Origin of the sequence: Bacillus sp. DX3.1 (genome assembly GCF_030292155.1) — a bacterium.
GTDB lineage: Bacteria > Bacillota > Bacilli > Bacillales > Bacillaceae_G > Bacillus_A.
In genome coordinates this window covers 1,785,886-1,799,104 of sequence record NZ_CP128153.1, presented here as the reverse complement: position 1 = coordinate 1,799,104, position 13,219 = coordinate 1,785,886, and the positions used below count along the sequence as shown (strand labels likewise).

12 protein-coding genes and 1 pseudogene are annotated in these 13,219 nt (G+C 36.3%); 1 reads left to right on the top strand and 12 read right to left on the bottom strand.

The window, feature by feature from the left end:
* Window positions 1-402 precede the first annotated feature (402 nt).
* The 9 genes from QRE67_RS08920 to deoC form a co-directional block, all read right to left on the bottom strand.
* A complete protein-coding gene (locus tag QRE67_RS08920; RefSeq protein ID WP_286125228.1) occupies window positions 403-1,005 on the bottom strand; it encodes a nucleotidyltransferase family protein in 603 nt (200 codons plus the stop codon).
* 1 nt (window position 1,006) lies between these two features.
* Window positions 1,007-1,948: an XdhC family protein gene (locus tag QRE67_RS08915; protein ID WP_286124530.1), complete on the bottom strand. Its 942-nt coding sequence runs from the start codon at window positions 1,946-1,948 to the stop codon at window positions 1,007-1,009.
* Window positions 1,945-2,415: a (2Fe-2S)-binding protein gene (locus tag QRE67_RS08910; protein WP_286124529.1), complete on the bottom strand. Its 471-nt coding sequence runs from the start codon at window positions 2,413-2,415 to the stop codon at window positions 1,945-1,947. Before QRE67_RS08910 ends, QRE67_RS08915 begins: the two co-directional genes overlap by 4 nt.
* Complete coding sequence (locus QRE67_RS08905) at window positions 2,415-3,254, bottom strand: FAD binding domain-containing protein (protein WP_286124528.1); 840 nt, start codon at window positions 3,252-3,254, stop codon at window positions 2,415-2,417. The genes QRE67_RS08910 and QRE67_RS08905 overlap by 1 nt, the downstream gene beginning before the upstream one ends.
* Window positions 3,241-5,592 carry a xanthine dehydrogenase family protein molybdopterin-binding subunit gene (locus QRE67_RS08900; RefSeq protein ID WP_286124527.1) on the bottom strand — a complete coding sequence of 784 codons (2,352 nt, stop codon included), beginning with the start codon at window positions 5,590-5,592 and terminating at the stop codon, window positions 3,241-3,243. Before QRE67_RS08900 ends, QRE67_RS08905 begins: the two co-directional genes overlap by 14 nt.
* Before the next feature lie 355 nt (window positions 5,593-5,947).
* Window positions 5,948-6,343 carry a cytidine deaminase gene (locus QRE67_RS08895; protein WP_286124526.1) on the bottom strand — a complete coding sequence of 132 codons (396 nt, stop codon included), beginning with the start codon at window positions 6,341-6,343 and terminating at the stop codon, window positions 5,948-5,950.
* Window positions 6,344-6,382: 39 nt separating this feature from the next.
* Entirely contained in the window at window positions 6,383-7,684 is a 1,302-nt protein-coding gene (locus tag QRE67_RS08890; protein ID WP_286124525.1) for a pyrimidine-nucleoside phosphorylase, read from the bottom strand.
* Window positions 7,685-7,757: 73 nt separating this feature from the next.
* On the bottom strand, window positions 7,758-8,939 hold the full coding sequence (locus tag QRE67_RS08885) for a NupC/NupG family nucleoside CNT transporter (protein ID WP_286124524.1): 1,182 nt from the start codon (window positions 8,937-8,939) through the stop codon (window positions 7,758-7,760).
* Between the two features lie 112 nt (window positions 8,940-9,051).
* Window positions 9,052-9,723, bottom strand: a complete 672-nt coding sequence (gene deoC / locus QRE67_RS08880; protein WP_286124523.1) for a deoxyribose-phosphate aldolase — start codon at window positions 9,721-9,723, stop codon at window positions 9,052-9,054.
* Between the two features lie 165 nt (window positions 9,724-9,888).
* Between deoC and QRE67_RS08875 the strand changes: the two genes are divergently transcribed.
* Window positions 9,889-10,251 (top strand): hypothetical protein, encoded by a 363-nt coding sequence (locus tag QRE67_RS08875; RefSeq protein WP_286124522.1) that lies wholly within the window; start codon window positions 9,889-9,891, stop codon window positions 10,249-10,251.
* A gap of 60 nt (window positions 10,252-10,311) precedes the next feature.
* Here QRE67_RS08875 and deoR read toward each other — a convergent pair whose 3' ends face one another.
* From deoR to QRE67_RS08860, 3 genes and pseudogenes are all read right to left on the bottom strand, one after another.
* A complete protein-coding gene (gene deoR / locus QRE67_RS08870; protein ID WP_286124521.1) occupies window positions 10,312-11,259 on the bottom strand; it encodes a DNA-binding transcriptional repressor DeoR in 948 nt (315 codons plus the stop codon).
* 212 nt (window positions 11,260-11,471) lie between these two features.
* Window positions 11,472-12,401, bottom strand: a complete 930-nt coding sequence (locus QRE67_RS08865; RefSeq protein ID WP_286124520.1) for a patatin-like phospholipase family protein — start codon at window positions 12,399-12,401, stop codon at window positions 11,472-11,474.
* A gap of 366 nt (window positions 12,402-12,767) precedes the next feature.
* A pseudogene (locus QRE67_RS08860) lies at window positions 12,768-13,152 on the bottom strand (DDE-type integrase/transposase/recombinase); the annotation flags it as partial.
* Between the last annotated feature and the right edge of the window lie 67 nt (window positions 13,153-13,219).

Genomic DNA, 13,219 nt, shown 5'->3' with positions numbered 1-13,219 from the left:
ATCTTCTTTTTTTACTAGGGCTTAAACAAGGTCTGTTGTAAATTGATTCATAGGGAAGACCTCTTTTCTGTGAATTTTGTGTGTTAACTTAATTCTACAAGAAAAGGACTTCCTTTTTCTTATCATCGCTTAAACCTGAGTATTTCTCCATAATAAACTTTAAAATACTACTTATTCGAATGCCCTCATTAGATATAAATTTTGTATCGTCGTTTGGATTTGGAACGCCGGCATTGTACATGACTATTTCAAAAACGTGTTACATCTTAATTCTATAAGATTCCTTTCTACACTTTTATTATTCAAAAATAATATTACAATACAAAAAACAAAGAGCATATTCATGAAAATTCTCAAATCTTATCTATTAGGATGAAACTTTTTCAAATAAATTCTCCCTTATTAGTCCGTATTTTCTTGTTTCACCTGTTGATACTTTTCCCATGTATCTACATCCCAAAACATCCTCTCATTTTCAGACAACAATGAAATTCCATTTATCGTAGGCTGTGTAAAAATTGCACGTGCCCCTTCATCTCCTTTCAATGCTTTAAAAAACGGAAACACTTTCTTTGTAAATAAAACAGGCGGTTGTCTGATTCCTCTATAACTCGCTGCTACAAAGTGAATGTTTTTATTTTGCTCACAGCAATTTATCATCTTATTAATAAATTCCGTTGTCACAAATGGCTGATCAGCTAGAAGGACAACTACTCCATCTACATTCATTCGCTTCGCCTTCTCAACACCGCATTGAAGAGAGTATGACTGTCCTCTATAAGCATTTGGACAAGAAAGAATGTGCACATTTTCACGGCACATTCTTTCTAACATCCAAGCAGGCTCATTCGTAACAACAATAATATGTGAAAGCATTGAAGAAATTGCTGCTTGTAACGCTAAGTTTCCAAGTGGTTTCCCTTGTAATGGAAGGTACAACTTATGTATCCCCGGACCCATCCGCCGACTGTTTCCAGCAGCTAAATATATCCCAGCAATCTTTATTTTACTTCCCCCTTAACACTTGAATGATTTCAGCTATTATACTAATCGCAATTTCAGTTGGACCTTTTGCTCCAATTGTAAGTCCCACCGGAGAATGAAGATGTTTTGGTATTGTTTTTCCTTCTAATAGACGAGTAGTGCGATGGCGTGGACCTAAGATACCGATATAGCGAACACATTGTCCGCATAAAAGTTCAATCAATTGTTGGTCGCGCTGAAAATGGTGAGTCATAATCACAACAAAATCTTCTTCTCGTAATAGAAGTCGCGGTACAATCTCTTTCGGAAATCCAATCATACAAGCATCTGCACTCGGGAAGTGTGAAGTATTACATAACGATTCACGCCAATCACAAACTGTTACAAAAAAGTTTACTTCTTTCGCAAACCGAACGAGTGGTTTTGCGTCCTCTCCTGCTCCAAAAATAAAAAGACGTGGCTTTGGCATAAAATGTTGATAATACCATTGGCCATGTAAGGAAAGAGGTAAAAATGGAGCTTCCCAATTCCCAAATGTTTCACCGTGCTCACATATAAATAAAGTTTGTAACAATGAAAGGCTTTTAATCATCCAAACAGAAATGCCGTTCTTGAGATACGCATATAGTGTTTGTAAAAGAGCTTTGTACTCATCATCTATATGTTCAATTAATATATGAACGATACCGTTGCATCCCATTCCCCAAGATAAATCATCTTCTGCTTTCGTATTAAACTGATGAACAGACCAGGTTTTATTCTCTATCACTTTTGCTGCATAAAAAGAAACCTCTTCTTCTAAACAGCCTGCACTTAACATTCCAACTTTTGTTCCATCTTCACAAAAAAGCATGATTGTTCCTTCTTTACAATATGCGGAGCCTTCCACATGAATAATCGTAGCTAAGGCACATCGTTGTTCACAAGATAGTAGTGCTTCTAGTACAGTATGAACAGAAGTCATAATTGATTCTCTCGCTGCTTTTGCAAGACAGATTTCACAGCTTCTTCAATCTCTTGGTAACTTGTGCACCGGCAAATATTAGAGGTTAACCATTCTTCAATAACTGAATCATCCACATCCATGTTTTGTGTAACGAGCGCGTGACAATTCATGATAAATCCAGGTGTACAATATCCACACTGGAAAGCCCATTTGTCTTCAAAAGCTTGTTGAATAGGGGTTTCTCGTAAACCTTCAATGGTTATAATCTGCTTTCCAATCGCTTCCACGGCTAACATAATACAAGACTTAATTGGCACCCCATCAACAAGAACTGTACAAGCACCACAATCACCGTTTTCACATCCCGGCTTGGCCCCTGTTAGATCGAGTTGATGTCGCAATGTATATAATAACGTATCCGCCATCCTGGCAATCACTTCTCTGTCTTCCCCATTCACTTGAAGAATAAATTGACCCTTTCCCATTATTCTCTCACCTCTTCAAGCTTTATCAGTACATCGTAGAGCACATGCTTCAAAACAAAAATACGATAAGCACGTGAACCTCGTATATCATCCAATATAAGCGCAGGAATATGAAAAAGGGCGCGTTCAATTCGCTCCTCTACCGGAATATCCCAATCGTTTAATACTGTTTCCATCGTGAATGATCGAAATGGAAATGCGCATAATCCGCTATATGCTATTCGAATGCTATCATTAATTTTCAGCGCTGCAACTGTTACAAGTGGGTAATCAATTTTTTCTAATTGTCTTTTTTTCACACTATAATAAGGCAATCCTACATATTTTTTATCTGTTATAATTTGTACAAGAAACTCACCTTTTTGCAATTGTAATTTCTCAATAAATGCTTGCTGAGCTGGGATATGCTTTACGCCTTCTCTTCCTGCAATAACAAATGTACTATCAGCTAGTAAAAAAGGGAGCACTGCTTCTCTATATATAATTTTTCCTGCAATGTTTCCGCCAAGTGTAATTTTATTTCTTGCTGTGTGATCTGCCGCTCTTCCAGCAGTCTCTCCAAGAAGAGGAAATACTTTTGTTTCTTGAACTTTTGTTAATGTTAATGTAGAACCAAGGATAAGTTTATGGTCATTCCATGTACAAACATTACATTCAGGAATGTCTTTTAAATCAATCACTGCTTTCGTAATGATTTGCTGTAAGCGACCCATCGTAATAATTTCAGTGCCACCCCCATAATAAAGGGGACTTTTTCCCTCTTCATCCAGTTGATGAAATAACCGAATGGCTTCTTTAATGGAACGCGGACGATAATATTCAAAGTCAAATGGTATCATACACACCATTCTCCTTCTCTTGTTTTACTTTCCAAATCAATTCAGGAGTGAGTGGTAATTGACGAAGTGAAATAATAGCTGCAATTGACAAAGCATTCGCTAAAGCAGCTGGCATACCGATAATTCCATGCTCACCAAGTCCTCTGGAACCGAATGCAGCTTGGTTATGCGGTGCTTCTACAAATTCAGCGGTGTATTTTGGCTGTTGGCCATAATGCATCACTTTATAAGAACGAAACTGACAATTAAGAACTCTTCCATACGAGTCATAGTGAAACGTTTCTCTCGTCGCAAAACTTAAACCCATACTCATAGCTCCTATAATTTGTGTTTCTGCTCCTTTTCTATTTAAAATTTTTCCTGCATCTGCAACCGTTACTGCTTTAATTAATTTATACGTATATGCCTGCGGATCAAACTCAACCTCGATCGCTTGTGCCCCGACTCCCCATTCTGGTCCTTGTTGCCCTTTTCCTGTTTCATAGTCAATCTTTGTAATCCCTTCAAAAACATAAGTACCTCTTCCGATTACTTGTGACCCAGCTACATTCCCACTCGAATCAACATATCCAAAAACAATTTTTGAAAATGGTATATAAATATCTGGATTTGTTTTCACATATACAGTCTTGTTCGCGATTGCTAGCTCATGCGCTGGTGTTCCAAGTAAATGAGCAGCTGTATCTAGTAACTGCTTCATTGCATCTTCAGTCGCTTTTACAACTGCATTTCCAACAAGATGTGTCGTTCGACTAGCAGCTGTTTTCCAATGTTTCGGCGCTATTTGTGTATTGACTTCCATCATGATAGATACATCTTCAACAATCATATTCATTTTTTCCGCAACCATTTGTGTCAAAATTGTTTTCGTCCCTTGACCAATTTCAACAGCACCACAATTAATATTTACACTCCCATCACTATTAAAAGTTAAAGTCGCACCCGCTCCGGCATTATTTGGTGTGGTCGAATTTTTCCAAAAGCAACTAATTCCTTTTGCTCGTATCCTTCCATTTGGTAAAACAATTCGATTGCCCTCTTCCCAACTAATAATCGATTTTAACTTTTGTAGGCACGCCTTAATATCCCCTGTATTGCTTTTGGTGACCAATACTTGTGTTGGTGTTGTATCTCCTAATTCAATTGCATTTTTCATACGAAACTCAAGCGAACACATGCCTACTTTATTTGCCAATATATCTATCATTCTTTCAATTACAAATGTATACTCAGCATGACCAAATCCTCGAAACGATGTCGCATATGGATGATTTGTGTACATACAGAGCGAATCACACGATACATGCTTAATTGAATACGGACCTGTACAGTCTAATCCAGCCGCCTTACTTATTGTCACCGCCCGATCAGCATAAGCACCGCCATCAAATAAATACAAAATCTCTGCAGCTTGCAATTTTCCATTCTTTGTACATCCAAGCTTTACTTTTGCTTGTAAACCAATATGAACAGGGGACGTTACAAAATCTTCTTCTCTACTATTTCGAATGATAACGCGCCTTCCACCGACCGCTTTTGAAGCAAGATAAGCTAAATACTCAAGTTGTACCGCTGTCTTTCCCCCATACGCTCCTCCAACTAAAGGAACATGTACAATTATTTTTTCCTCATCAATTTGAAACGCTTTACTGAGCAATCTTTTAATTTCAAAAGGAGCTTGCGAAGTAGAATGAACGATAACCTCTCCATCTGGCTTAATTTCTACCTTCGCACATCGCGTTTCCATTGCGGTATGATCAGATTGCCTGAAGGAAAACGTTTCTTCTGCAACAACCTCACTATTTGCAAATCCTTCTCGAATATCACCCTTACGAATTTTCGTTCTATTTGCAATGTTTGTATGTGCTTCTGGATATACTTCTTCTTCCAATTCATATTGTTCTACATTTTCATGTACGAGTATATCCCTTTCTAAATAGGCTTGCAGTGGAGCATGAACTACTGGGAGTTTCTTATATGTAACACGTATTTGCGTTACTGCTTGTTTAGCAATCGCTTCACTATCCGCTACAACAAGTGCAATAGGTTCACCAAAATACCGTACTTTCTCGGCAACTAATATCGGACGATCCACAATACTGGAACCGACAAGAATAGGTTCGTCTGCTCCTGTTACCACAGCATGAACACCAGGTATTTTCTTAGCTTTCCTTATATCAATACTTTCAATAAAAGCATGAGCATATACACTCGTTAAAAGCTTTGCATATAACGTACCGACCTCTATCTCATCATTCACATACTTCGCTCTTCCCGTTACCTTATCAGCACTTTCTTTTCGCTTGACGCTTTTTCCAATGATGTGATACTGTTTCATTCCACGCCCCCTTCCTTATACTCTTTTACCAACCTATTCGCAGTACAAACCATTTAGTACGAAACTCTATATAGGAGCTTTCGGGAAGCGTGAACAGTTTACGAACATTAGTAGATACGAAACGAAGCTTCAGTGCCCTATCTCGTAAAATTCCCCAGAAAAGAAATCAAAACACATCATGATAGATCAGCTCATTCAAATAGAAAAGCGCCCTTAGTTAGCGAGTATCAATGATTATACAAATAAAAGCATTTCATTCACAAAGAAGGAAGCTATCCCTCTATATTACTTTTGGGACAGCTTCCTTCTTTGTATTGATTTATAAACTACAAATCATGCAATGCTTATCTTTTCATTAGATTAAATCATCTATCGAAAAAGCACCTGGTAGCAATTGTTCAACCGTTACTTCTTTTTCATCGCCTTTTTGATTTGTCAATAAAACTGGCATTTGTGGACCACAAAATTCTGCAATGACTTGTCTACATGCTCCGCATGGTGAAATGGGTCCATCTGTTTCACCTGTTATTACTAAATAACTAAAATCACGTTCTCCTTCTGACACTGCTTTGAATATGGCTGTTCTTTCAGCACAATTACATAAACCGTAAGAAGCATTTTCTATGTTGCAACCTGTATAAATTTTACCATCTTTCGTAACTAGTGCCGCTCCAACAGGGAATTTGGAATACGGAATGTAAGCTTTCGATAACATCTTTGTAGCTTCTTCAAAATATTTTTCTTTATCCATATCATTTCCTCCTCAGAGTATATTCAATTCTACTAAACATTAATCAGTTATAATAGTATGAATTAATTTAGGTGCTTCAGCTTTATCTGATATAGAAATGTTTTCATAAATTTTAGCTTTTACATCTTCAACATTTTCACGATTTGCATAAATCGTAACGAATGGTTCCCCTTCTTTTACAGCTTCGCCAACTTTTTTACGTAACATTAAGCCAACAGCTAAATCAATTTCGTCCTCTTTTGTTGCACGACCTGCTCCTAGAAGCATGGCAGCAATGCCAATCTCGTCTGCCACAATGTTGGAAACAACACCTGAAGTTTTTGCTGGCACATCAATTACATATTTCGCTTGCGGTAATTTTTCCGGATGATCTACAATCGAGCTATCCCCACCTTGATTACTCAAGAACTCTTTGAATTTTTCAATTGCTTTTCCATTTTTCATAACTTCTTTCAACATTTCACGCGCTTCTTCTAACGTATTCGCTTTTTTAGCAAGTACGACCATTTGACTTCCTAATACAAGCACCAATTCCGTTAAATCTTCTGGACCTTCTCCTTTTAATGTATCAATCGCTTCTTTTACTTCAAGAGCATTACCAATTGCAAAACCAAGAGGTTGCGACATATCTGAAATAACAGCCATTGTTTGACGTCCAACATTATTTCCGATTCGTACCATTGCATGTGCTAATTCTTTCGCATCTTCTTCCGTTTTCATGAATGCGCCTGCACCCGTCTTAACATCAAGTAAAATTGCATCAGCACCAGCTGCAATTTTTTTACTCATAATAGAACTTGCAATTAATGGGATCGAATTTACAGTTCCGGTAACATCACGTAGTGCATATATCTTTTTATCGGCAGGTGTTAAATTGCCAGTTTGCCCAATAACTGCAACCTTATCGCGGTTTACAATGTCAATGAATTGCTCTTTCGTAATTTCAACATGGAACCCTTCTACTGCTTCTAATTTATCAATCGTGCCACCTGTATGGCCTAGACCCCGACCAGACATTTTTGCAACTGGTACATCTAAAGCGGCTACCAATGGTCCTAAAACTAATGTTGTTGTATCACCAACTCCACCGGTTGAATGTTTATCTACTTTAATCCCTTCAATCTCTGATAAATCAATCGTTTCTCCAGACTCAACCATAGCCATCGTTAAATCGGCACGTTCACGGTCGGACATATCTTGGAAGAAAATAGCCATTGCAAGTGCACTTACTTGATAATCAGGTATTGTTCCGTCTGTATACCCTTTAATAAAAAACCCAATTTCCTCTGTTGTTAGTTCTTTTCCATCACGTTTTTTTGCAATAATGTCTACCATTCTCATTTTAATCACCGATCCTTTTCATTTTTATTTTTTGGTTTATAGAGAGACTCTCTATAGTAAACCTCTTAAACTCTCAGTATATTAATCCAACAATTGTTGCGGATAAAAAGCTTACTAAAGTTGCTCCGAAAAGTAGTTTCAAACCAAATCTTGCTACTACATTCCCTTGTTTTTCATTCAAGCTCTTAACAGCACCAGCGATAATTCCTATTGAAGAGAAGTTTGCGAATGAAACAAGGAACACTGATATGATCGCAGTCGTTCTTCCTGAGAAATTAAAGTTTCCTTGTGCTAAATTTGTCATAGCCACAAATTCATTTGATACAAGTTTCGTCGCCATGATGTTACCAGCGTTAACAGCTTCATGCCAAGGAACCCCCATAATAAATGCAAATGGCGCAAATACATAGCCAAGAATTTCTTGGAATGAGATGCCGATTACCCCTTTAAACACAGCATTAATGAAAGCTATAAGAGCAACGAATCCAATTAGCATAGCGGCTACTGTAATAGCAACTTTAAAGCCATCTATTATATATTCCCCTAATACTTCAAAAAAGGTCTTTTTCTCTTCTTCTTGTACTTCTAACATGTCTTCTTCTTCAGTAACCTCATAAGGATTAATAATAGAAGCTATAATAAAACCACCAAATAAGTTCAGCACTAAAGCGGTTACAACGTATTGCGGCTTTAATAACACCATATATGATCCAACTATGGACATGGAAACCGTTGACATTGCAGACGCACATAATGTATATAATCTTCTTTCCGATAGTAACCCTAGCTGTTTTTTAACCGAAATAAATACTTCTGATTGCCCTAAAATTGCTGAAGCTACAGCGTTATATGATTCAAGTTTCCCCATCCCATTTACTTTACTTAAAACCAGACCAATGTATTTCACAATGAATGGTAAAACCTTAATATGCTGTAAAATACCAATTAAAGCTGATATAAAAACAATTGGCATTAATACCCCTAAAAAGAATGAAAATTCTTTTTGATTCACCAAACCGCCAAATACAAAATTAACACCATCGCCAGCATACTTTAACAATTGTCCAAAACCATCTGCGATCCCGCCAATTAGTATGTTCCCGATACTTGTATTTAATAGTAAAAAACCTAAAATAAACTGAAGTACAATCATCGTTACGATAGGTCGATATTTCACTTTTCTTCTATTATTACTAGCAAGCCATGCAATACCTAAAGTGATTACCAATCCTATGATCCCTATTAAATATTTCATAAAATTCCCCCTCCTCTTCGTATCCGCTTACATATTTTCCAAGTGTTAAAGCAATAGATACACTATGCCTATTCAACAATTCGTGTATCTATTGCTTCTAACTTTTTATTGATTAGTAATTATCTGAAGCGCCTTTTTCGTCATTTAATACGATTGCAACACTAGCGCTTGCTCCAACTCTAGAAGCACCAGCTTCAACCATTTTCTCTGCATCTTCTCGTGTACGTACACCACCAGATGCTTTCACGCCAACGTTTTCTCCAACAGTTTTGCGCATTAATGCGATATCTTCAGCAGTTGCTCCACCAGTTGAGAATCCAGTTGAAGTTTTCACAAAGTCAGCACCAGCTTTTACAGATAATTGACATGCACGAACTTTTTCTTCATCTGTTAATAAACAAGTTTCAATAATAACTTTTACAAGTGCCTTTCCTTTTGCAGCTTGTACAACTTCACGAATATCTTTTTCAACAAATTCATTATCGCCATCTTTTAAAGCACCGACATTAATTACCATGTCTACTTCAGTTGCACCTTTTGCAATTACATCTTTTGTTTCGAATACTTTTGTTTCAGTCGTATTCGCACCTAAAGGGAATCCAATAACTGTACAAACATCCACGTCATGTCCTGCTAGTTCTTCAGCAGCTAATTTTACCCATGTAGGATTAATACAAACCGAAGCGAAATTATATTTCTTTGCTTCCTCTAAAACTTTCATTACATCTTCTTTCGTAGTATTCGGTTTCAAAACTGTATGATCAATTAACTTTGCAATGTTCATTATCTTCACTCCTCATATCTTTTAACAACTTCATTCTAACTCTACTTTGAACAAATGTAAACATACTTTTGAAATTTTGTTCAAAGTTTTTTAAAAAGGAATTTATCCCCAATAAAACGAATCTTAATTTGTAGTATAAACTGGGAACCAAAGGATGTGAGTCATGTGCTAAAATCGAAACCCTTTATACTGGCATTACTACTATGCATGGCACTATCTATATTTGCCTTTCAAAAAAGAGAAGTAATTTTCCAAGAAGGGAACCCAATACCATTTGCTATAGCTATTTCAAAAATGGTTATTCAAGATAAAGAAATGGTAGCAGTAGAACCAACAGATAATGAATATCCTTACTTAGTAAGGCGCGGGAAAATGGAACCGTTTATCAATATGATAGAGGAAGATGGTTGGACTTTTGTGGAAAGAGATATAATGGCTAACTCCCTAACTTTTGAAAAAGGAGATCAATCGAAGAGTGTTTCTTATAAATACTATACAAGGTACTATACCCTGATTTACTCATACTAAAATAAACGATATATTCAAAAAGGCTCTCTCAAAAGTATTATTTTGAGAGAGCCTTTTATTTTACCCTTTTTGATAATGTAACAACTCTTTTGCAGTATGCTGATCTATAATCAACACATTCGCATATTCGCCGCTTAACGCGCCATCAATTGCCTTCACTTTTCTAGAACCTCCAGCAACGAGAACAGAACGTTTTTTTAACCTTAGTTCCTCTAAATCAATTCCAATTGTACGCTGATTAATTTCTTCGCTACAAATATTGCCGTCTCCATCAAAGAAGCGTGAACAAATGTCACCGACCGCTTGTTTTTTCAATAAGCTCATTTCTTCCTTATCCAAATAACCTAATCGGAATAATAACGCTTCATCTCGAACAGTTCCGACCGTGAAAATCGCAATGTTCGCTTGTTTTCCCATTGCGATAATATGATGGATATGTCTATCCTGTTCCACTAATTCCTTTGTCACTGCATTATCAAATATAACTGGAAGTGGTAGATTTCGTGGTGTCGTTTGAAAGGCATCTGCAAATAAAGCAATTGTTTCATTCGCATATGTATTTACACTTGAATGACTAATGCCCCCTTTTAATTGGACAACCTCTACCCCTTTTACATGCTGAGGTATAATTTTTCTGGCGATTTCATACATTGTCGTCCCCCAACTCACCCCTACGATATCACCATTTGAAACAGTCTTCTCCATATATTCAGCAGCATATTTACTAATATATTCCGTAATAGTCGCATACTCTGGTACCGGAGAAAATACGACATGTGCTTCTAATAAATTATATTTTTCTTTAAGTAGGTTTCCAACATTATCTAAATCAGCAAACGGATCAGCTATATTGATTTGAACAAACCCTTTTTCTTTCGCATACTTTAACAATCTTGAAATTGTTGGTCTCGAGATATTCAGCTTATTAGCAATTTCTTGTTGGCTATAATCAGATTGGTAATATAACCTTGCAACTTCAACGCTTAATTGTTGTTTCTCTTTATCCATATTAGCTATTTATGTATCCTTTCTTACATTTTTCTATCATTACATACATTGTACTTACAAGCATTATACCGCTTTATTCCAGAAAATTCGACCATCTAAATTGGTAGCCAAAATTTCAAGAATAAATTATTTTTCAAATAATATCGGTGAATAGAGTTTGTATTTGAATATAAACCACTATAATAAAAAAGACTCCAATGTGTGAAGTCTTTTTAGGTTGAAGAGTTATTAGTAATTGCGTATTTCTTCTTATATTCCTCAAAATCCCATTTTTCAATAAAACTTTTAGCCGCTTGATAACCAAATAAATAAAGTTTTTCTCTTTCTTCAGGAGTTAGACGAAAATTGGTACTTACAATTTTCCCGGTAGAGATTTTGATGGTGCGTGCATTAGCCTCAGGTGTAAGATGCCGAAGATCATGGGCTTGCATCATTGTTTTAAACATGGCTTTATACATAGAGATAGGATTTCCATCCTCAATAGGTTTCCCAATAATTTCGTCTTTTACTAAGCGAAATCCAAATGTAGGCCATTCTGGATAGTCATCAAAAATCCATATAGGAAAATTACTAAGAATTCCACCGTCTACAATATAACAAGGGTGTTTTGATTTAGGAATCCTTAATTTTACTGGTTGAAAAAAGAACGGGATGGTTCCACTCATCCTTACTGCTCGAGCTATCGTGACATCCTTATGTGATAGTCCATATTGTGATAAGTCGTCAGGTATTACTACCATTTTTCCATTACTGATATCTGAAACAATGATTTTCAATCTCCCATCATTACCTAGGTCATCAAAATAACGGAAACCTTTTTTTAGCAATAAAGATTCTATCCATTCTTCTTCATAGTCATTTTTATATAAACCATTTTGAAAGCAGATACTCAACCCTCTTCCGATTAGAGGGATATTATGCATCCATGTTTTGCTTATAAATTTTGTATAATCCAAATTACCAATGATTTCTTTTAATTCTTTTCCTGTGTAACCACATGCTAGAAGTGCAGCAACAATGGAACCTGCAGAGGTTCCTGCTAAACGTGTCCATTCATACCCTTCTTCTTCTAATGCACAAACGGCACCAACATGTCCAATACCTCTAACTCCTCCACCTTCAAAAACGCCATCTAGTTTCATTTTATGTTAAACCTTCCTTTCAGGTTTAATAGTGTATTCATTTATGTAGAATCTCGATAAAATAAATGTTTATACATACATATATTAGAACATTCTTTATGTACATCTTCTTTACTTCGAATCAGTTGCAAGAGTCTGTGTATATAAATACAAATTAAAAAACCGACATAAAACCCTTCTTTTCAGGTGGGAAAGAGCATCCGGCCATGCATAGAAGCGGTCAGATCCTTTTCCTGCCCAGACATAGTGAAAACAAAGAGAGAAAACGAGTGCAGGTCACCTGTTGTTCTCCATAGCCGTGGCTATATGTCGAAAGATCAAAATGGATTTATGTAGTAGTGAAATCAAAAAACATATTACTATATTTATGTTATGAGATTTTATTGATTCTTCTATTGCTACAGGATACGTCGGATTCTTATCAACTGTTATGACACGTGGCTTAGAAACATGAAAAGACTGCAAAACTTAAAAAGCGTTTTGCAGTCTTTTCATGTTTTACTGAGGTAAAGATCAAACGTGTTTCTTTTATAATCTACGGCACGGTAGAAGTACATCTACTTTCCTTTTACTTTAATATATGGTTCATCGGCTCGCCACAAGTTATTTATTTTCTTCAGATGGCGATGAATTTACTTATCTAATTCCAAATCTTATTGATGAATCCAGCGCATAATTATTGTATAAGAGATTGATAAATCGCGTTCTTCCAGCATTTCTTCAAAATCTCGAAATAAACTGCGAGTAGCATGATTTCTGGTTGATACTGCTTCCCCCAAAAGTCGATTAGCTTTTTCTGATAACCATCTTTTTAAGTT

Bases quoted from the DNA above. Each gene is read 5' to 3' on its own strand.
- QRE67_RS08915 (WP_286124530.1), bottom strand. From the start codon at position 1,948: ATGACTTCTGTTCATACTGTACTAGAAGCACTACTATCTTGTGAACAA.
- QRE67_RS08910 (WP_286124529.1), bottom strand. From the start codon at position 2,415: ATGGGAAAGGGTCAATTTATTCTTCAAGTGAATGGGGAAGACAGAGAA.
- QRE67_RS08905 (WP_286124528.1), bottom strand. From the start codon at position 3,254: ATGATACCATTTGACTTTGAATATTATCGTCCGCGTTCCATTAAAGAA.
- QRE67_RS08900 (WP_286124527.1), bottom strand. From the start codon at position 5,592: ATGAAACAGTATCACATCATTGGAAAAAGCGTCAAGCGAAAAGAAAGT.
- QRE67_RS08895 (WP_286124526.1), bottom strand. From the start codon at position 6,343: ATGGATAAAGAAAAATATTTTGAAGAAGCTACAAAGATGTTATCGAAA.
- QRE67_RS08890 (WP_286124525.1), bottom strand. From the start codon at position 7,684: ATGAGAATGGTAGACATTATTGCAAAAAAACGTGATGGAAAAGAACTA.
- QRE67_RS08885 (WP_286124524.1), bottom strand. From the start codon at position 8,939: ATGAAATATTTAATAGGGATCATAGGATTGGTAATCACTTTAGGTATT.
- deoC (WP_286124523.1), bottom strand. From the start codon at position 9,723: ATGAACATTGCAAAGTTAATTGATCATACAGTTTTGAAACCGAATACT.
- deoR (WP_286124521.1), bottom strand. From the start codon at position 11,259: ATGGATAAAGAGAAACAACAATTAAGCGTTGAAGTTGCAAGGTTATAT.
- QRE67_RS08865 (WP_286124520.1), bottom strand. From the start codon at position 12,401: ATGAAACTAGATGGCGTTTTTGAAGGTGGAGGAGTTAGAGGTATTGGA.